Source organism: Chitinophaga dinghuensis, from assembly GCF_003259435.1.
GTDB classification, from domain to species: domain Bacteria; phylum Bacteroidota; class Bacteroidia; order Chitinophagales; family Chitinophagaceae; genus Chitinophaga; species Chitinophaga dinghuensis.
On record NZ_QLMA01000007.1, the window covers coordinates 30,961 to 51,333 of the forward strand.

Sequence of the window (20,373 nt, forward strand, 5' to 3'; positions counted from 1 at the left end):
GGCATTATACTTGAAATAATGAATTGATTTTGATACTTTTATAGCTATATTTTTTTAGATATTTAAAATTATCAAGAAGAACCTTTATGGCATACAAATCCCGGTCCCTATCTAGTATTATTTCCGCAGTTAATCATGAAATATTTTTGCCTCATATTCAAAGGTCTTTTGTTTGGAGTGAGACACAAATGAGTAAATTGTTTGATAGCTTAATGAGAGGGTACCCCATTCAAACTTTCCTATTTTGGAAGACAAAAGAAGAAATAAAAACAAGAAGGTTTATGCAAAAAATTGAGGTCGATATAGATTTGCATACCCTTTATGATGAATCTAAATCACAAAATGAAGTAGAGAAGGTTTTAGTACTTGACGGTCAACAAAGGTTGCAAACTCTCTACTGTATTTATCATGGTTTTTTGAAGTCTGATGCTGGCGTCCTGAAAGAAGCCTACTTGGATATAACCAGCATAAATGTGGATACTATTACAGAACAGATTTATAACCTCCAATTTGTGGATGCTAGAACACCAGAGTCATTACCCTTATTTCGAGTTAAAGATTTACTCTCAAAATATGAAAAAACGGCCTCTGAAGATATATCTGATAAAGTAAATGAAGAATTAGATGGTATATTAAACGAAAGTGCTGACGAAAAAAAGACAAGGGAAAGAATCGTTCGTAAAAATATTTCCAAGCTCCGGTCTATTCTTACTGAAGATGTTCATTTCTGGATAGAAGAGCTTGATGGTACAGTTAACGAATATCCTTATAAAACAATTTTAGAAATATTTGTTCGTGTAAACTCCGGAGGTACAAAGCTCGATGCTTCAGATCTGATGTTTGCTGCAATGAAGGAATTATCTGCGAACATTGAAGAAAACTTGGAGGATGCAGCCTTGCTACTTAGTAATGGAAACATAAATTTTGAAATAGATACTATTTTAAAAGCCATTTTATTAATTAATGGCAAGGGGGCTACCGTAGATCCCCAAAAATTTAAAGGAGGAGAAGGTATTACGCTGGTTAATTCTATAGATGGGAATTGGGATTCAAACTATCTTCCGGCATTTCAAGCATTGCGGGATTTCATCATTACAGATTTAAAACTGGACAATTCGAAAATTATCCGAAGCTATAATAGTTTAGTACCGATTTTAATTTACTTGTATTTTAATCCGGCTGCAACCCCTGAAAACAAAAGTAGACTAAAAGCATTCTATTATAAAGCGCAGATTTTTAATTGGTTTAGTTCTCAAACTGATGGAGTTCTTGAGGCTATTTTCAATAGAACACTGAAATCCTGTGCTGGTAAGGATTTTCCTCTATCAGATATTCAGGAATATTTTGTAAATAGTAGGCATACTCGAATTAACTTTGATATGGCTGTTTTAGAAGATCATAGTCTAAGGTTCTTCTTTCTACATTTATTATACGTAGAAACAAATAGTTCGAGTGCTTTTAATGTGAAGCTGAAGAACAATGCGCCGCATGTTGATCATATTTATCCTAAAAGCAAACTCGGAAAGGAACCATTATTAATCGATGCAAAAGATATCAATCATATTGGTAATTACAGATTAGTAGGAGCGTCCGATAACATAAGAAAAAGGGCCGAGGATCCAGAATCTTATTTCACTAATCTTAAAAACTCAGGAATATCTATCCAAAAACACTTGTTAGTTGAGGAATACAGTGATGATCCTGCGAAACTAAAAATGGATAGGAAAGAGTATTTGAAGTTTAAACAAAAAAGAACAATGAAAATTTTTGAAATTCTTGAGCCGATTATCAATTTTGTTTAAGTATTAATATCAAGGAGGAATAAATGCATAGCGGCTAACGGTATCGATTCTTAACAAACAAGATAAAAGTAAGCTATTCCAGAAGGATACAAATTCGGATACAGTAGCTTTTAAAACCGTGAAAAATGGCTCTGATAGAGCCTTTGATATAGTCCCGGCGGGATCACAGAAAACTTACAAACCTCGCGCTTGGTGCGGGGTTTGTAAGTTTTAGTTGAGTAATTAGTCGAGTTCCTTTTATATAGCCCAGATTTCTTTGCCATGCTTTATTCAGGTTAACGAATATTTCGGATTTTACTTCAGGATCTAGCTGGCTTGATTTTATTTCTTTTGAGTGCTCATGAAATACTATTTTTGCGAAGCGTAATATTTTTCTATGCTCAATTTAATCCCCCCTGACAATACGCCATGGATACTTTCAGAAGAATATATCAAATCCGTGGACTTTTCCTATATAGAAACTTATTCCTTTAATAGATTGAACCCTATACTCACGGCAGAATATGACGAATTGTTTAAACGAGGACGACATGGAAGGTTATCAGTTTTTGATACGAAGAGGCTTGAGGAACTGGGCTCCATATTTAATGGTTTAGAGCTATTGATTGATGAAAGTGGGTCTTTTCATCATTCTTGTGAGAGAGTTTCTACTTTTCAAGCAGATGATCCAGAGGTGCTGCATCTTAAGCAAATCTTGCAAATGGAAATGGTTGAGTGTATGAACTTTCTTTGCGCTCCTTATTATCGAGACGCAGTGGTTTTTTATAATTCATCAGGTAAAATAATTTCCACCTTAAATGTTTGTTTAAGTTGTAAACATATGACAACTGGTACTAAACGACTAAAAGCAGATTTCGAAGTATATGATTTGCTTAAAAAGTTCTTCCTGGCTAATGGTCACCGAGTAGAGGATCCTCATGCTTATCTCATGGATCAATTGGGAGATCAGAAGGCTAAATTCTTAGCGGATAGAGATGCGAAGCTGAATATTACTAAAAGATAGTTCAACTGCTCATGTGGTGAGAAAGTACCTTTGTGATTTTCGCTGTTTTATTTAATCATAAGTTAAAAACCTTATCAGTTCTTTATACAGATTGAAATCGAACCTTTCAAAGGTAATAGCCGACACGCCTTTCCCTGAAAGGACGCCATATTATCCAATTGGTAATCTCAGTGGAATCACAGAAACAAATCTAAAAGGATACACAAAACATTTTTACTTTTAGTATATCCTTTGCCTAAAAATGACACAATGAACAGGACTATCAGCTTCAAAAAACTAAGTATTGCATTTGCCAGCTTTCTATTGCCAATAAAGATATTCGCTCAAACAACCTTTATCCCTCCTTATCAAAACATCTGGACAAAAGCCCCTCAGCATATTCCGTCGAGGACCTCAACTGACGCTCCACTAATGGGGAATGGCGACTTGCTGGCTACCTTGGGGCAAGCGTCAAACAGTCTTACGTTCTATATCTCAAAAAATGATTTTGGTCAATGGACCTCCAAATACGGGCATGGAGATACTGAATTTGATCTGGCCGGTAGCCGGATACTGACGAACATCACCATGAGATTTAATGATCTTAAATGGAAGCAGTATAGTGGAAATGATACCTTGTTCTCCGCCACCCAAGATATCTGGAACGGACAAACGACGGCAAAATTCGGTCAAAACATTCTAGTTACTTCCTGGGTCAGCGCTACGCAAAACTTAATTTTTATTAAGGTGGCAGCCCAGAAGGAGGATGCAATGTTGGAGATCAGGCTTCGAGCTCCGGATAATGAATCATCAATGGAGCTCAGAGGGCAATGGGATAGTGCGCACTATCATATACGCTCTTTCTCCGATGATGTGGATATACGTGTTAGTGCAACTACCGCTGTGAAAATGCTGAATTACGGTGTTTCCTCAGGAATTATTGTAAAAAAGGATAAGCCTCTTTTATTGGTAGTTTCCGCTGAAAATAGTTTCAAGGGCGAGAAAACATCTAGGTATATCCAAGAGCAATTGGCGAATATTACTGAGCAGAGCATTCCTGCATTCCTGCAACAACATAACGCCTGGTGGACACAATACTGGCAAAAATCCAGTGTAGTGTTGAATGATACAACCATGATGAAAAGTTATTATCAGGGACTGTATACCATGGCTGCCTGCAGCAGAAACCCTGATTACCCGCCCGGCCTTTTTGGATGGATCACCAATGACCGCCCTCTATGGAATAACGACTATCACCTGAATTATAATTTTGAAGCGCCATTTTATTCACTTTACGCAGCAAACCGTTTAGAGCAAGCCTTGCCCCATGATGCGCCAATTCTCGCATTTATGCCAAGAGGGAAATGGTATGCAGAGAATGTAACGCATACCAGAGGAGTATTGTATCCCGTGGGAATCGGACCTAAGGGGGTTGAAGTAACCAGGCAGGTAGATAACTTTTATACAAAAAGTCATCCTGCAGGGATTGAGAAAGGGGGCATGTTCTGGCAGCAAAGATCTAATGCAGCTTATGCGTTGTTGAATATGGGACAGTATTGGTACAGCACTTATGATACCGCATATGCAAGAAAGATTTATCCATATGCATTGTCTGTAGCTGAATTTTGGGAAGATTACATGAAATTCGAAGATGGCCGTTATATTATTTATAACGATGCAATACATGAAGGATCTGGCCGTAATACCAACCCGATATTATCACTGGGATTAGTACGTAATGTATTTAGCCTGATGATTGATATGAGTCGCAATTTGAATATCAATACAAATGAAATTGCGAAATGGGAAAATATATTGAATCATATCAGCCAGTTTCCGACCCAAAAAAGAAATGGAAGAACTGTTTTCCGCTATACAGAGAAAGGAATGGCCTGGAATGATGGTAATGGACTGGGTATACAACATATCTATCCTGCTAGTGCTATTACACTTGACAGTAACCCTGAATTGTTAGCTATCTCCCGGAATACTATAGCTGAAATGAATCGCTGGAAAGATCAGAACACCAGTAGCAGCTTCTTTATGGCGGCAATCAGGGTAGGATTTAGCGGGGACACTATCTATGACAAATTGCATGACTTTATTACCAATTTACGTCCTAACGGCTTTATAAAGGATAATGTGCATGGTATTGAGAACTCATGTATCATCACTAATGCTGTTGATGAAATGCTTTGCATGAGTGTAGGAAATGTAATCCGTTTATTCCCTTCGCTACCTTCCCGAATTGATGCGTCGTTTAGTCATTTGAGAGCTTATGGCGCTTTTCTGGTTTCTGCCGAAAGAAAAGCGGGGGAAATTACTAATGTAGAGATACTGAGTGAAAAGGGAAGATCTTTAACCATGGTAAATCCCTGGGGAACTAAGAAAGTAAAGATTATTAGACAAGGGACACTAGCTGAAATGATGAGTGGTGAAAGGTTCACCATAGCAACGAGTATAGGAGAAAGAATAAGTATTGTACCGGAATGAGTATAAAAGGATTTCAATTTGATGATATGTATCGCTTTCGCGATGCGTGAATAACCAACTACTGATGAATACAATGATATCATTCCCTGAAGATCTTACAGATTTCCTTATTTGGGTGCGTGAAACAACAGAAGCATATTGGAGTAAAGTGTCTTCTGAAGAACTAATACATGGGGCAAAATGGTTGCCCCTTTCAGATTCGCAAATTGATGAACTAGAAGCAACATATGCTATTAAATTTGATGTAGAGCATCGGGCTTTTCTGAAAATACTGCACACGATAGATAAGCATTATGAAATAGAGGAAGCACCAGAAGATGAAGCAGATTATCAAATAACAGCAGAGCAGAAAAGGATTGCTGAGTTCTGGAATCCACCCAATCGGCCTTCATACTTCTATAACTGGATAACGGATAAAGAGTGGATTGTAAGCCGACTTGCATGGGTAGAAGATATGTTAATGGGGTCGATATCCGGACCTAATACATCCTGGCTTCGTTCTTGGGGACCGCCTAAGGAAACTATGGAAGAGAAAATAGTAGTATTTAAAGAGTGGTTTCAAAAAACACCAGCGTTACTACCTATCTATGCTCACTCATTTCTGATGGCTGATGGAGGGCATGGCCTAAAGCCTGTAATTTCAGTTTATGGTTTTGATTCTATTATAGTGGCATGGAGCCTTCGCCATTTTTTGTTACGGAAATTTGCCACGGAACTTGGACTGACAGCAAAATACTATAATGAAGAGTTTCAGGAAGAATACGAAGATATGGTAAGAGGGATTCCGGAATTGGATGCCTTACAGATGATCAGTCTGGCCGAGGCCGATATTCCATATTGGAAGGAAGTGCTTCGGTATTATCACCACCAATATAATTATAATTGGTGGGAGGGTTTTTGGGTCCCTTATGGGAATCCAAAGAAGTGAAAAATTAAGAAAGACTACTGATTATTTAAACAACTCCTGGTCTTTTATATAATCGATCCCGTGTTTCTTCAGATATTTTACGCCAAAGCTGCTCAGTAGCTCATAGAGTGGCTCCAGTTCTTTTGCTTCTTCTGTAAGGAAGTATTCTACCCTGTATGGCTTTAAGGAGAGTACTTCTTTACCTATCAGTTGATGTGCTTCGAGTTCCTTCAATTGCTGACTCAGCATTTTCTCGGAGATGCCTGGCAGATTGTTTCTCAAGTCTGCATAGCTGCGCTTTTCGACCCAGTGCAGGTGGGAGAGTATCAGGATTTTCCATTTGCCGCCTATGAAACTCAGAGTAACATCCACGGGGCAAGTGTATACTTTGTTGTGAAGTGTAATCATAATTGACCAGCTTTTCTTGACCCTACTTTTTGGTAAGTTATTGTTTGACTGATGTAGCAGCTGTAGCTTTACCGGATCGCATGCTATATCTAATTAATGATGAAAAAATTTATGCTGCGACTATTCAGCTTTAATTTCTTTCTTCATCATTTATTTATTGTCCAAAATACAGCTTCCATAATGGAAAAGAGAAATTATTTGACATAAAATAGCTGTTGCAACATCCGGAATCCAATAGTGCACACTTAAAAAATCTGGTGTGTTATACTGGCTGCATTTTTAACTAACCTTGAAACAATGACGACAAACAACAATATCCCATCATTATACGAATGGGCTGGTGGAATGCCGGTATTCGAAAAACTCATCACTGATTTTTACAGTAAAGTATTGCATGACGAGCTGCTGGCACCCATATTCAAGCATATGTCGCCGACCCATCAGCAGCATGTGGCTCATTTTATTGCCGAAGTATTTGGCGGCCCTAAAAGTTACAGCGCAGAAGGAGGCTCCCATTCCAAGATGGTCCAAAAGCATCTCGGCAAGCATCTTACAGAACAACATCGTAAAAGATGGGTCCAGCTATTGGTGGAAACGGCCGATGAAATGCATTTACCGGAGGACCCAGAGTTCCGCTCCGCCTTTGTAGCTTATCTGGAATGGGGCACTCGTATTGCCGTTATTAACTCCAACGAAACGGAGCTGAAAATGGACGAAGAACAACCCATGCCCAAATGGGGATGGGGAGAACCAGGAGGTCCCTATATTCCTTAACAGCCTACCCGTGATACACTCTGGAAGAAGTAATGATTCCGTCTTTTATCTCCAGTACTTCACCCACCAGCAGATCTTCTTCGTTAGGTACCTGACGGAGATACTCCATAAACACCCTGTCCTGGTTGGCGGTTAATGTATGTAAGTTATATTGCAGTTGAGGATATCGCTCGAAAGAATCCTGCCACCAGGAACGGAGTGCCTGCTTGCCTTTGATAAGACCGTTCGTTGCTGGCTGTCGAATTTTTAACTTCGGACTATAATGTATCGCATTATCATGATACAAGGATAATAATTTCTCCAGATCATGTTCATTGAAGGCTTCGAACCATTTGTGAGCAATAAGTTCCAGTTCGTTTGGTGCTGACATATACTACTGTTTATACGCGGCAAATATAGGTTAGTTGTCGGGACAATTAGAATATGGCCCGTTTCCCTTTCGATGTTTTGACTATTTAGATCCTCTAAATGAGCGAGCTATTCGATCAAAAATCAGGCGATATTTCTCCATGCTACTTTGTTTGGTCCCGAAAGTAATCAATATGCGAAACCGTGAAATAGCGGCAATATATTTGAATATTAGAACCGAAATTTATTTCGCATGCGCTGTCAGATAGTACATACCTGCATGAGATACGTATAACGGCTACATGAAATCCTCATACACAATTTTCCCTGTCTTATCAATGAAGTTCCAACCTTTTCTCTCTTTTGTGTTGAGTATAAGTGCCTTCCCATCTGAGAATGGTAGGGCTTCTTCAAGCACGGGGGGGATTAGCCATTTACCATCTTTGGCTAAATAGCCGTACATAGCATTCACTCTAACCACGGAGAATCCTTCAGAAAAATCGGTTACTGACTGAAAAGCGCTATCTGATGCTAATTGGTTCTGTTTCATAATTCCTTTATTGAGAACCATATGTCCTGTCGTATCGAGGAAACCCCAATAGCCATTGCGTTTTACCCGGGCCAGCCCTTCACTGAAATTTGCCACGCTATCGAATATGGGCCCTATCAGGTATTTCCGGAAACTTCTTATGAAGCCATACCTACCTCCTTCTTTTACAATGGAAAAATTGTTTACAAATCGGAAAGGTATCATCTTCCCGTTAATCCCATAATCCTGATATCCTCCTTTTGAAGCTTGGACTGTTTTTACTATTGCGCCTGTCTTATCCAGGTAGATGAAACTGTCATGATCTTGCTGGTAAGCTATCGCAATGCCATCCTCAAAGTCCATTGCACGATCAAATTGGGGAGGAATCACTTCCTTGCCAGTCTTATCAATATATCCCCACAGGCCATGTTTTTGTACTCTTGCAAGGCCGCCCTTGAAATCGCCTACTTCCTGATATGTTTCTGCGGTAATTCGTTTGCCGGTTTTATCTATGAAGGTATAGTAATAACCATCTCCAACAACTGCTATCCCTTCGGAAAAAGGTCGAAACTTATAGAAGGTGGTATCAAAAATGATTTCGCCGGCTTTGTTAATGCATTCATATTTATTTTTATCTCCATATCTGATAACAAAGGCAATGCCATCGTGAAACGAGGTGGTGTAGGCAAATTGTGGGCGAATGGCATAATCACCGTTTTCATTGAGATAGCCCCAAAGATAATCCCTGTAATCAGGTCTGTCTTTTGCCGAAGCAATGGCAACTGCTGCCAGTCCCTCGCTGAATGGCTTGCAGCCAAGCAATATCTTCTCCCTTATTTTTCTTCCCGCATCTTCCGCTTTAAATGATTTAATATAGGCCGCCATTTCTCTTTTCCGTATTTGTGTCCGCATTGTAGTTAATCTAGTACTGACTGTAGTGCGGATATTTGCTGGCAGTTCGGAAAGAATAGTTTTTCGATAGACGGTTGTGGGCAGGCCGTCAGACAAATAAATTTTTGTATAATGTTCATAGTCGTCTGTGAAGTAGAGATCTCCGATGATATCATCAAAGGAGGTTCTCTGATAGTGCCATTTTAGTTGCCCTAATGACATATTCCCATATTGGGTAACTATATCTGCCAGCCTGTTGTTGACCATCCTGTACTGTTTGCAATAGTTAGTAAGCTGTTGAAAATCGGCCAGATAAGCATTCTGGTAGCACTGCGTCACAGCGGCAATCTTACCGTATTGATATTGTACATCTGACTTGCAATAAGATGCCTCATTTCTGTATATACTAATTTTATTATACTCTTTCGTGGTAAATGAGATGAGCGACTGGATCTGTGCGGCCGATTGTCCTATTTCAATACGGGTCGATAATCTAATGCCATCATTATCGGAGTCGCTTTCCTCCATACTTTCATCATATACTTCCTGCTCAGCTGCTTTTATGGCAGGCAGCTGTTTCTGAAGCAGTTTCAGTTCATCGGCAGTCAAATTGGCCGTCATCGTTTTGCGGTACTCCGCAATAGCGTGGCCATTTGGCGCCGCAAAAATCCGGGTGTAGTATTTATAGTCATTTGTAAAATAACATCTCCCCACTTTACGGTAAATGTTGCTTCTGTCATACATCGATACCAGTTGTGCTGCTGTCACCTGCTCATATTCTTTCTGTTTAAAAGAAAGACTGCCATCCGCCATGAAATAACGCTGGCAGTAATTAAGGTTGGAATCTGCGGCAGATTCCACCGATTTTTTATAATATAAGATGACTTCTGTAATATCCCTGTTGGAAGACTTCATATCTGCACTCATACGCGAGTGATCTTTCGGACCGTAATTCTTGTTATGATTCTCCACTTCTCCCAGTACCAGCGTGTGAACTTTAACAGCGCTTTGTCCAATTCTGATCTGATCAATTTGTGCATGAGTTGTAGAGAAGAATAGGATGAAAAGTGGCGTCAGTGTAAGTTTGATCAATGATCTTATCATGATAGGAGGTGTAGGCTTTAGGATTTGTCAGTAATACAATATATAGGTATGGAATATGTTGTATGTAAAAATATGTAATATATTTTAATATCGTTTTAATTCTTCCTGCTTCGATTTATCGTCACAATAGCTTGGCTATAATCTCATTCTTCAAATTCATCACCCTTTCCTGGCCACTACTATCATTCACCAGTATGATAACTGCTGCATCATTATCCGGGTAAATGTAACAGAGAGAAGAGAAACCAAATCCATCTCTGCCGGTATGCATGATGAAGGGAATGCCATTCTCTTCCTGACCTAATCTCCAACTGAGTCCCATACTCAATCCATCGGGTAAGGTGTACGTAATTTTATGACTAAGGCGAATGGCGGGATTTTTTTGGAGAAGATTCGCTGCTGCGTATTGCAGCATATCGCCGGGAGTGGAAAACATAGAAGGGGCTGCTCTGAAACCATCATCAGGCGTAAAGGGGAGTACTTGGCCATGCTCATCATGGCCTGCAAGAAATTGTTTTTCTTCTATTGCTGTCAGTTGAGGTTTGGTATGTACGATGCCAACCTGCTTTTTCAGAAAAGCGGTAATAAGTTGGTTGTAAGGCTGATGATAGACACGCTGTAGTATAGCCGTCAATACCATCATACCGTTACCGTTATAACGATATTTGGTTCCAGGGATTGTATCCAAGGTAAAGTGATGCATGTCCTCAAACAGGCTATCCGCCGTATATACCCGGAAAAACTCCCGCAAGGCTGCCGGTTTCAGTTTAATGATACTGTCCACATACTTATCATCATATTCTCTGGACATAGTGGGGAGTGCGGAAGTATGGTTGGCTAAATCAACCAATCGCACCGCATGCCCTTTGTATTGCAGGTTTGGATAGTTACCAGGTAAATATTTTCGGATATCATCATCGAGTTGTACTTTTTTGTCTACCACTGCCTGTGCCAGCAGAATACCTACAAAGGTTTTTGCGATGGAGCCCAGACCAAACAACGTAGTAGCCTGTGTTAAAGCGCCAGGTCCCCGATGAAAGTTATATTGATGGGGAATGCCATTCTTAATGATGCCAATGGATACATCAAATGTTACCGGAGATTGCAGGTATCGTTCTGCCGCCCGCTGCGCCAAGCTATCAAGTGGCGTTTTTAATGGGTTGTTACTCTTAATGAACGATGAGGTATCAGCAGTTTGCCCATAACTGCATGGCGATAAAAGGATAAAGGCGACAAGGGTTTTTAGCGGAATTAACTTCATACAAGATAGAATCATGCTTACATCCAAGCTACATAAAACCGTACTTTTTTTATAGTGAAATTTATAAGTGGAATGGCATTCATTAGATAAGGGACAAATCTTTAGTTTAAATCGAAAGATTTACGGAATGAGAGGGGAGTGAGGGATGTTTTGTTCTTGAAAAGTTTATTAAAAGACTGGGTATGCTCAAAGCCCAGATGGTAGGCTATTTCGCTTACACTCAGCTTCGTGATGGATAATTTTTCTTTAGCCAGCTCAATCAATTTTTTATGGATAAACTGTTGCGCTGTTTGTCCGGTGAGGGTTTTGAGCATCGTGCTTAAATATTTGGGAGACAGGTGTAACTGTTCGGCGAAATACTGCACAGTAGGCAGCCCTTTTTCGCTGGCAATATCATCGCTGAAATATGCGGTGAATAGGCGTTCAAATTGCTCCAGCATTTGCGTTCCTGCCTGCTTGCGGGTAATAAACTGACGATTGTAATATCGTTCAGCGTATTTAAGCAAAGTATCTATCTGAGAAACAATGATACCCTGACTGAACCTATCAATATTGGCGTGATATTCCCGCTTTATATTGCTGATGAGATCCATGAGCGTATCTTCTTCCTTCCTGGATACAAAGAGCGCTTCATGTATGGTATAACTGAAAAATTCATATTGCTTTATTGCTTTGGCTAACGGGGTATTCCAAAGAAAATCTTTGTGGATGAGCAACATCCAGCCAGACCTTTCCGTGGAGGAGCCTGTCGGTTGCTCTATACGAAAAACCTGTCCTGGTGCAATGAAGAACATGACGCCTTCGTCAAAATCGTATGTCTGCTGGCCATATTTTACCTTGCCACCAATATTCCTTTTCAGCGCGATTAGATAAAAGTCGAGTGTCCAGCTGCAGTCAAAGAATTCCGGCTGCAACTGCACTTCGGAATAATCCACCACACTGATTAAAGGATGATCCGGAGATGGAAGCCCCCTGGTTTGATGAAACTCCTGGATGGTCTTTAAATGCTGAATGTTACTCATAAACTACTATTCCTGTTGACGCTTAAAGTAAATGAGGTGTGCCGACAACTGTTCGTCTCCCTAAACGATCCTATCCAAAGTTAAAGAATATTATTAACGGCACTGCGACCCTGAGAATGCCCTTGATTCCCAGGGTTGTTATCCTATTATTGCATGCGATATGCATCGGCAAAGTCTTTAGCGAAATCTTTCAGTTTTACGTTGCCTAGCACGGGTTTATGCAGATTATAATCTTTATAAAGCAAGCCGGTAGCCTGGCTTTCTTGCAATTCGACAAATCCTTTTGCTACTTGTTCATTAAAACCGATGCGAAGCCAGTTATCCAGGAGCTGCTGACTTGAAATAACGCGCCACTCGAGGTCTGGTTGGCCAATAGCTTCTCCCAGCGTTCTGGCGATCTCATTGGGGGAGACTTCATCGCTGGCAACATATCGTACAGTTGTACCATTGAATGGTAGGTCTATTTCCTCGGCAATGGCTGCAGCGATATCTTTCGGTGATACCCATGGCTCTTTTACATCGCCGCCATAATTGGAAATAATGGCTGCTGCGGTTTTGATGGTGGGAATGAAGGTGTATAAATTGATATAGAAGCTGACCGGACGAATAAATTTGACAGCAATGTCTGGTGGCAACTGCCGAAGTATCGTCTCTACTTCATAATGGAAGCGAATGATGCCTGTTCCCTTATTCGTGTGTGCGCCTATGCTGCTGAGATGTATGACCTTTTTAACGCCGGAACGCATGATGGCCTCTTTATAATTTAGCCCAATTTGGGTGATATCCCTGATAAAGTCGATGGACTTATCGAACATATCGCCCACTGCTTCCATGGTTTCCATGAGATACACGATGTCGGCGCCCTGAAAGGTTGTGGTGAGAAAATCTACCTCTTGTAATTTGCCGATGGCGGCTTTGGCGCCGATATGTTCGATCTCCTGTTTGCGTTCTGGGTGGCTACTGATAACAGTAACAGTATGGCCGTTATTTACCAGCGTTGTGGTGAGAGGCCTACCAATGTTGCCCAGCGAGCCGGTGAGTACGATGTTCATCTTATTGCTTTTTGTTGATACAAAAGTCGGAACAATGAACAGGATGGATGTAGCCGAATGTCGCTATTTTGTAGCCAAAAGGAGGGTGCTTTATTCGCTGTTGCGCTTTTGTTGTTTCAACTGGAATACATTTCCTTCCGGATCTGTGCCATCGCAAAGCCAGTAATTATAATGCTCAAATGTCTTTATTTCCCGCATAGGTACTTGCTGGGCCAGCAACTGGGAGCGTACGGCGTTGATATCTTCATGGAGTTCAAAAACAATCTTTGTATTGTTATCGAATAGATATCCGTTTGATATTTTATCGAGATATTGGTCGCCCATTTTGTGTAAGCCAATGTATGCATCACCCGCTTTCAGGAGTACCCATACGGCATCTTCTTCTACTACTTCGAGGTGCAGCACATCTTTGTAAAATACCTTTAACTTTTGTGGGTCCTGTACATAAAGGATAATGGTGTTCAGCTGTAATTTCATGCGTTGTTGTTTGGCCTTATACAATGTACAAAATTAGTCTGCAAACTACCCAGGTAAATCCATGTAAGAGTTCGCTGCCGATGTTTATTATTAAAACTGTGTTAAGGTATTTCAATAATTTGTTGTACTTTCACGCCCGCAATGGTTTTTGGCATGGCATTCCGCCATGTTGAAATTAATAGGGAATCAGGTGCAAATCCTGAACAGACCCGCTACTGTAAGTTCTATAACAACGCTTTGAGATCTACTTGCCACTGTCTTTACAGCAAAAAGATGGGAAGGCTGTTCAACGTGAGAATAAGTCAGGAGACCTGCCACTGCAGATAAATTCGATGCCCTCGAGGATGGGGCTTTGGGTACAGCTTACACTGAATCATTTCAGGTTTTATTATTTGTCATTCGATGGCTTGTCAGGTCATTGCGATGGTTCAATTTATCGACCCTTATGTTAAATGCATTAAAAACGTTTTCGATAACGTTTTTGGCCTTTATTTGTACTGCTCTGTATGGCCAGCATACTGTTCGCGATTCTAACCACCTGAACACAGGTGCTGTTAAGGCTTTACGGGATGTAACTATTTTAACTTCCCCTTGCAAAGCATGCATTCCTCCTCCACAATTCAGCGGTGAAAATATTCAGCGCATGCACTTCCCTCAGGCGGATCTGGAAAGAACCACTATGGATAGCATGGCATCTATCTCTCTATATATCATTACCAGAATCATCAATCAACGCATCCCATAAATTGAAAATAAACATATGAAGAAAACCTTTTTTCTGAATTTGCTGGCAGTTGTTTGTCTTGCCATCTCTTGCACGAAAGAATCATTCAATGCGCCCACTATTACTGGCGTAAGTACTGATACAATTGTTTTGAATATTGGAGATAAGTTCGTGTTGGCGCCTAGTATCACCAATCTGAAAGGGAATGATTACAAATGGTTAGTGAATGGTAAACAGATGGCGGAAGGGCAGGTCAATTATACATTTGATGCCACGCAACCAGGTAACTTTGAAGTTGTTTTTAAAATAAATAATAAGGGAGGGGAGGATCAGCAATCGTTCAAAATATTAGTGGAAAAGCCTATTGTATTGTCGATCGATAATCAGTTGGCCGTTTCCATGTGTCAAGTGCTCGATATTGTGCCTGGCGTTACGGGGCCTGACAGATCTGATTATGATTATGCGTGGTCTATCGGAGATTCTGTTATTGGCAGACAACGTAACCTGAGCTTTATTTCGCCAGTTGCCGGCACCTTTGAACTGAAGTTTCGTGCCACTGCCGGAAAGCAGACTGTCATTGCCACCCGCAATGTTACAGTAAAGGCGGCACAGTATATTCAGAATGCCTATATGGTACTGGAATATGCGCCATCGCCAGCCAAGAACTTTAACTGGGCAATTATTGGAACAGCAGAGTACTGGAAATTTGGAGATGAATACAAGCTTCCCTACAACGACTTTTTAGCGAAAGCCACTGATATCCGGAAAAACGACGCAGGGCCTGCGCTGGTAATAGGTTCCTGGGGTGGATATGCCACCTTTAAATTTGATCATACGGTTGCTAATGCGTCGGGGCCTGATATGGAAATATCCGCCATCTATTCTAAACTGGATGTGCCAGCAGTATATGTAGCCTATGATGTAAATAAGAATGGGAAACCAGATGACAATGAATGGTATGAAATAAAGAATGATGATTTAGGGCTGGAAGATATATCAGACTATCAAATGACCTTTACCTATAGCAAAACGGAAACTGATAGCAAGCGAATATATTCTTACTTCAACTGGAGCGATAATCAGGCCACTCCTGCTCAGGGGGAAGTGGTTACCAACAAAACCTTCACCAGCTCCATGACCAGCGATGGCACCTTTTCTTCCAGAGGGTTCTTTCCAGGTTTAAGTGTGACTGACCTTACTTCCAAGCAGACAGGATTACTGGATGGTTGGAAAAACACAATTACCCGCAAAGGAAAACGTATTACCTGCAACCTTACAGGAGCTCCTCCATTCCTACAGAAACTGAATATTGACATTGATTTGGCGGTAGACAAGAAAGGAGAGCATGTGGCATTACCAGGAATTGATTTTGTGAAAGTACAGAAGGTGATATATCCATTTGAACAGGATTTTATCAATAACGGAGGTAAGATAGTGGACTTCAATATGGAAGAAGGACGGATGTTACAGGTAGCAGGCATCCTGGATAAACGCCTCAAAAATTAAAGAAAGCCGGGCCACCCGATTTAATATCAAAACCCAAAATTTCAACTAATGAAAAAAATCCAATTAAGTAAAACCCTATTAGCTGCAGTCCTTTGTTCTGTTATTCTTGTGGCAGCTTCCTGTTCCAAGCAGAATGATTTGTCGCCGATTCCAACACAGTCGGCCGAAACCATTAAAGCAGGACAAAAATCTTTATTAGCAAGCACCTATACCATCACATTTGAGGGAATAGGACGCGGATATATGGCAGATACGACTTCCTATGGTGACAATGCTTATTCATCCTGGGGAGGTACGCAGATCGCGCCTTATGTTCATACTCCTACCAATCTGAGATTTGCTATCAAAGGCGCCGGAGGATCTACTCCTGTAGATTACTGGAATGGCGGTTTTGTGGTGTCCGACTGGAACTACAAGTCAAATACCCTGGGTAAAACCGGCGACTGGTGGTATTCTTATCTCAACCAATGCAGTGTTTATTCTGGTACCAGCGGCTCGAAAAATGGCGGATATGGCGGTAGCAGCAATTTCGCTGTAATGTTTGGATATGTAGATGGATATAACTCTTCCTATGCCACTCGTCCAACGATGAACTTCACCAGCGGTAGCGGAACAGTAGAAGGCATGTATGTATGTCTTTCTTCCTATACCTATGGCGTAATTATGAATGGTAATGCATTCGGTTCCGGCACAGCTACTCCTCTCAAAGATGTCGCAAATGGCAAGGGCTACTTTAAATTACTGGCATATGGCTATAATGGCAGTACCCCTACAAATGGCGGTAATCCTGTTGAAATTTACCTGGCAAGTTATAATAACCATTTGCCGGTAGTGAGTCCTTTGACTAGCTGGACTTACTTCGATCTGTCGGACTTAGGTACTGTTACCCGTGTTGAATTCAACTTCGAAGGAAATGATTCCGGTACATATGGCCTGAACACGCCAGCTTATATCTGTATCGATAACGTTGAAGTGACACAGTAATACTGTAAGTGAATTTTAATGCCCGGCTTTCTTATAACAGGGTCATTTACTCATGAAAATTAATTGGATAAAATGAATTATACATTTAAAACGCTTATCTATTTAGCCTGCAGTTTATTAATAATCAGTAGTTGTAAAAAGGAAGATGCGGAAATACCGGATGCACAACCCGTTATTGCGGGAATTGAATCGGAGTATTATGTAGTAGTGAAGGAGAGTATGCTGTTAAAGCCTTCTGTTGAAACAAAGGTAGATTCGTTGGTATGGATGGTAGATGGGCAGAGAGTGGCGAATGCATTGCAGTATAGCTTTCAGGCGCCCGCCGATCCTGGAACATACAACCTGATTGTGATGGCCTTTAACCGGGGAAATATTGCCCAGAAAGTGGTGAAAATAACTACAGGAAGATATATCAACAAAGAGACCACCACCAATACCATCTTAACACTGCAGGCATCTGATAAATTTGCCAACAGGAAAGATGTGAAATGGGAAATCCTGACAGCCCCATCTGATTTATACCGATTGACAGACAGTAGTACTGCCACTGCACAGTTTTCTACCGTTGGCAGAGGAACGTACCAGCTGAAAGTTTCTGCCGGCGATTTAGTAGATACGCTACAGATAACCGTACGACAAGCTAAACAGACCCAATCTCCATACATCACTAAAGTGTTCGACTTTCTTCCTGCCCCTGGCCAGTTTGTAAATGAACTGCCGAAATATGTAGCAGGAGATACTTATGAAACAATGGTCGCCAAAGCAGGTAAAGAGCTGATAGGTGAAGATGCTAATATTATCACATTAGGAGGCTGGGGTGGTTATGTAGTACTGGGCTTTGACCATACTATTGTGAACGTTGCCGGCAGGCGCGATTTCAGAATTTATGGAAATGCATTTGGCGCCAACAGTAATCCGCGTCCGGATGCGCCATTTGGCGGCAGCTGCGAGCCCGGAATTATTATGGTAGCATATGACAAGAATAAAAACGGCAAACCCGATGATGATGAATGGTACGAGATAAAAGGCAGCGGAAATTTTGGCGCGGAAAACGAGCCTTGGTATAATACTGCCGTTACCAGTAAAATTGATACCAAGACCTACCGCAATTATGAAATGACCTATCATCGTCCAACCGTAGAAACACCTGGTACCCCGAATGGCTATATCAGTATAGGGAATTATATTTTCTGGACCGACAACCAGGGCCGCCAGGGCTATAAGATCAAAAATACCTATCACGTACAAAGTTACTATCCGGCATGGGTGAAAGATGATAAATTAACCTTTAAAGGTATTTGCCTGGCCAATAATGGCGTGGATGAGAGTGGGCAAGGTAGCTATTATATACTCTATGCTTACAGATATGGATATGTAGATAACTATCCCAATACCCATGATAATTCCGGTATTGATATCGACTGGGCCATCGATAAGAATGGTAATAAAGTAAATCTACCTGGGATCGACTTCGTAAAGGTGTATAGCGGCGTAAACCAGGAGAATGGCTGGCTGGGAGAAGCATCCACGGAAGTGGGACGTGGAGAAGATTTACACCTGTTAGGCAATAATATCGCAACCATTAAACAATAATGAACATCGAAACTTTCCAGTTTCCGAGCGCACTGAGTACCAACCTAATATTTTATCTATAAAAAAGAGTCACGCGAAAAAAAACAATCAGTAACAAACAATTATGAAAAAAAGAGTTTTAGCATTGGGGGCGATGATCGCCGTTGCAGCTGTATCCTGTTCGAGAAATGATGCCAATGAATTGCAGCCTGTAGGAGCCAATGAAGTAGAAATTGTGAATGTACTTTCTCAGAACAATGTAGCACAGGAAGACACCTTATTCTTTAAGGCGAAAGCTGGCCAGGGCAGCACCTTTGTATGGTCTGTAGATGGGAAAGATGCTGTAGGCAGCGATTCCACCTTTAAATTTATTTCCAGTGATTTAGGCGAACATACGATCACAGTAGCAGCCACTAAGTATGGGGTAAAATCTTCATCCAAGGCAACCGTGTCTGTATATGGAAAATATAAATACGGCACCTTCATCCTGAATGAAGGAAATATGACCACAGAGAACGGCTCCCTGACTTTTATAAGTCCTTCCGGCGTAGTGACCGACAGCGCTTATCTTAAAGCCAATGGCACAGAACTGGGTAATGTGACGCAGGATCTGTATATCAATCGCAACAAAATATACATCATTTCACAAAACGGTAAGAAGAATGCAGTAGGATCATCTTTTAATAATGATGGTTTGCTGGTTGTCGCCAATGCTGAAACACTGAAAAAAGAAGCCGCCTTTAATGATGAACTGGCAACGCTTAGCTGGCCTACTCACGTAGCTGTTTTGGATGAAGAAAATGTAATCCTGCGCGATAATAACGGTCTATATAAATTCAATACCACCAGTAAGGTACTTACCTTTATTAAAGGGTCTAAATCTGCTGCGAAAATGACGATGGCCGTTTCAAACAATAAAATTTTCGCGGCTGCTGGCACAAAAGTATATGTAGTAGAACCTAACAAGGATACCATTACTTATGCATTGGATATGAAAGCAACCGTTAGTGGCGTACTCCGTGCCAGCGATGGTAATATCTGGGTATCTACCACCGGATCTCCTGCTAAAATTTCCAAAATTAATTTCAGAGATTATTCTTTGATCAAGGCGAATGAAGTCTCTGCAGGTAGCGTAAGCGCTGGTTTTGGTGCAACTCCTGGTATCACTGCTAAAGGAGATACCCTGTACTTCAGCGGCGCAGGTACGAAAATATACAGACATATTTTCAGTGTGGGTACCACAGAGTTTATGGTGGATGCCAAGACAATGGTGGAGAATGCGAATATTGTGTATAACAACATCGCTGTACACCCGGTTACCGGCGAAGTTTACCTGAATACTATTAAAGCCTATGGTATGGACTTTCTGAAAAATAATACCAGTGTCTTTAACTTTAGGGATAAAGCTGCTTTAAGCGCGAATTATAAGAATCATACCCGCTTCCCGGCTGGTATATTCTTTACGTACGCTTTTAATTAATGGAATCGGATTTCACCTGGAAATAAAAATCCCGCTGCTACTGCAGCGGGATTTTTT

General features: G+C 40.9%; 17 protein-coding genes and 1 riboswitch. Of the genes, 10 read left to right on the top strand and 7 right to left on the bottom strand.

The annotated features are described in order from the left end of the window. The first annotated feature begins 86 nt into the window (after nucleotides 1-86). From CLV59_RS20015 to CLV59_RS20030, 4 genes are all read left to right on the top strand, one after another. Nucleotides 87-1,802, top strand: a complete 1,716-nt coding sequence (locus tag CLV59_RS20015; protein ID WP_111593862.1) for a DUF262 domain-containing protein — start codon at nucleotides 87-89, stop codon at nucleotides 1,800-1,802. Between the two features lie 376 nt (nucleotides 1,803-2,178). Then, nucleotides 2,179-2,805 (top strand): hypothetical protein, encoded by a 627-nt coding sequence (locus CLV59_RS20020; RefSeq protein WP_111593863.1) that lies wholly within the window; start codon nucleotides 2,179-2,181, stop codon nucleotides 2,803-2,805. 249 nt (nucleotides 2,806-3,054) lie between these two features. After that, nucleotides 3,055-5,277, top strand: coding sequence for a glycosyl hydrolase family 95 catalytic domain-containing protein (locus CLV59_RS20025; protein WP_146616257.1), 2,223 nt, complete (start codon nucleotides 3,055-3,057; stop codon nucleotides 5,275-5,277). A gap of 64 nt (nucleotides 5,278-5,341) precedes the next feature. Further along, the gene (locus tag CLV59_RS20030) at nucleotides 5,342-6,205 is read left to right on the top strand and encodes a hypothetical protein (protein ID WP_111593865.1); all 864 of its coding nucleotides are present in this window, start codon (nucleotides 5,342-5,344) and stop codon (nucleotides 6,203-6,205) included. Nucleotides 6,206-6,226: 21 nt separating this feature from the next. On the opposite strand, the gene CLV59_RS20035 is transcribed toward CLV59_RS20030, so the two are convergent. After that, complete coding sequence (locus tag CLV59_RS20035; protein WP_111593866.1) at nucleotides 6,227-6,592, bottom strand: winged helix-turn-helix transcriptional regulator; 366 nt, start codon at nucleotides 6,590-6,592, stop codon at nucleotides 6,227-6,229. Nucleotides 6,593-6,889: 297 nt separating this feature from the next. Here CLV59_RS20035 and CLV59_RS20040 point away from each other — a divergent pair, with 297 nt between their 5' ends. Beyond that, on the top strand, nucleotides 6,890-7,366 hold the full coding sequence (locus CLV59_RS20040) for a group II truncated hemoglobin (protein WP_111593867.1): 477 nt from the start codon (nucleotides 6,890-6,892) through the stop codon (nucleotides 7,364-7,366). A 4-nt stretch (nucleotides 7,367-7,370) separates the two neighbouring features. Here CLV59_RS20040 and CLV59_RS20045 read toward each other — a convergent pair whose 3' ends face one another. The 6 genes from CLV59_RS20045 to CLV59_RS20070 all read right to left on the bottom strand — a co-directional run bounded on the left by CLV59_RS20045 (nucleotide 7,371) and on the right by CLV59_RS20070 (nucleotide 14,050). Then, nucleotides 7,371-7,736: a nuclear transport factor 2 family protein gene (locus CLV59_RS20045; RefSeq protein WP_111593868.1), complete on the bottom strand. Its 366-nt coding sequence runs from the start codon at nucleotides 7,734-7,736 to the stop codon at nucleotides 7,371-7,373. A gap of 276 nt (nucleotides 7,737-8,012) precedes the next feature. Next, complete coding sequence (locus CLV59_RS20050; protein WP_111593869.1) at nucleotides 8,013-10,238, bottom strand: WG repeat-containing protein; 2,226 nt, start codon at nucleotides 10,236-10,238, stop codon at nucleotides 8,013-8,015. Nucleotides 10,239-10,359: 121 nt separating this feature from the next. Then, nucleotides 10,360-11,499, bottom strand: a complete 1,140-nt coding sequence (locus CLV59_RS20055; RefSeq protein ID WP_170137829.1) for a serine hydrolase domain-containing protein — start codon at nucleotides 11,497-11,499, stop codon at nucleotides 10,360-10,362. 101 nt (nucleotides 11,500-11,600) lie between these two features. Further along, complete coding sequence (locus CLV59_RS20060; RefSeq protein ID WP_111593871.1) at nucleotides 11,601-12,521, bottom strand: helix-turn-helix domain-containing protein; 921 nt, start codon at nucleotides 12,519-12,521, stop codon at nucleotides 11,601-11,603. Between the two features lie 146 nt (nucleotides 12,522-12,667). Continuing rightward, nucleotides 12,668-13,573: an SDR family oxidoreductase gene (locus CLV59_RS20065; protein WP_111593872.1), complete on the bottom strand. Its 906-nt coding sequence runs from the start codon at nucleotides 13,571-13,573 to the stop codon at nucleotides 12,668-12,670. Nucleotides 13,574-13,663: 90 nt separating this feature from the next. Then, nucleotides 13,664-14,050 carry a VOC family protein gene (locus tag CLV59_RS20070; RefSeq protein WP_111593873.1) on the bottom strand — a complete coding sequence of 129 codons (387 nt, stop codon included), beginning with the start codon at nucleotides 14,048-14,050 and terminating at the stop codon, nucleotides 13,664-13,666. 125 nt (nucleotides 14,051-14,175) lie between these two features. Beyond that, nucleotides 14,176-14,383, top strand: a riboswitch (cobalamin riboswitch). Nucleotides 14,384-14,495: 112 nt separating this feature from the next. On the opposite strand from CLV59_RS20070, the gene CLV59_RS20075 reads away from it, so the two are divergent. The 5 genes from CLV59_RS20075 (at nucleotide 14,496) to CLV59_RS20095 (ending at nucleotide 20,316) form a co-directional block, all read left to right on the top strand. Continuing rightward, nucleotides 14,496-14,795 carry a hypothetical protein gene (locus tag CLV59_RS20075; protein WP_146616258.1) on the top strand — a complete coding sequence of 100 codons (300 nt, stop codon included), beginning with the start codon at nucleotides 14,496-14,498 and terminating at the stop codon, nucleotides 14,793-14,795. A gap of 15 nt (nucleotides 14,796-14,810) precedes the next feature. Continuing rightward, on the top strand, nucleotides 14,811-16,280 hold the full coding sequence (locus tag CLV59_RS20080; protein WP_111593875.1) for a PKD-like domain-containing protein: 1,470 nt from the start codon (nucleotides 14,811-14,813) through the stop codon (nucleotides 16,278-16,280). A gap of 48 nt (nucleotides 16,281-16,328) precedes the next feature. After that, nucleotides 16,329-17,264, top strand: a complete 936-nt coding sequence (locus CLV59_RS20085; protein ID WP_111593876.1) for a DUF4465 domain-containing protein — start codon at nucleotides 16,329-16,331, stop codon at nucleotides 17,262-17,264. A gap of 72 nt (nucleotides 17,265-17,336) precedes the next feature. Beyond that, a complete protein-coding gene (locus CLV59_RS20090) occupies nucleotides 17,337-18,857 on the top strand; it encodes a hypothetical protein (RefSeq protein WP_111593877.1) in 1,521 nt (506 codons plus the stop codon). Nucleotides 18,858-18,960: 103 nt separating this feature from the next. Then, nucleotides 18,961-20,316 (top strand): DUF5074 domain-containing protein, encoded by a 1,356-nt coding sequence (locus CLV59_RS20095; RefSeq protein ID WP_111593878.1) that lies wholly within the window; start codon nucleotides 18,961-18,963, stop codon nucleotides 20,314-20,316. Nucleotides 20,317-20,373 lie beyond the last annotated feature (57 nt).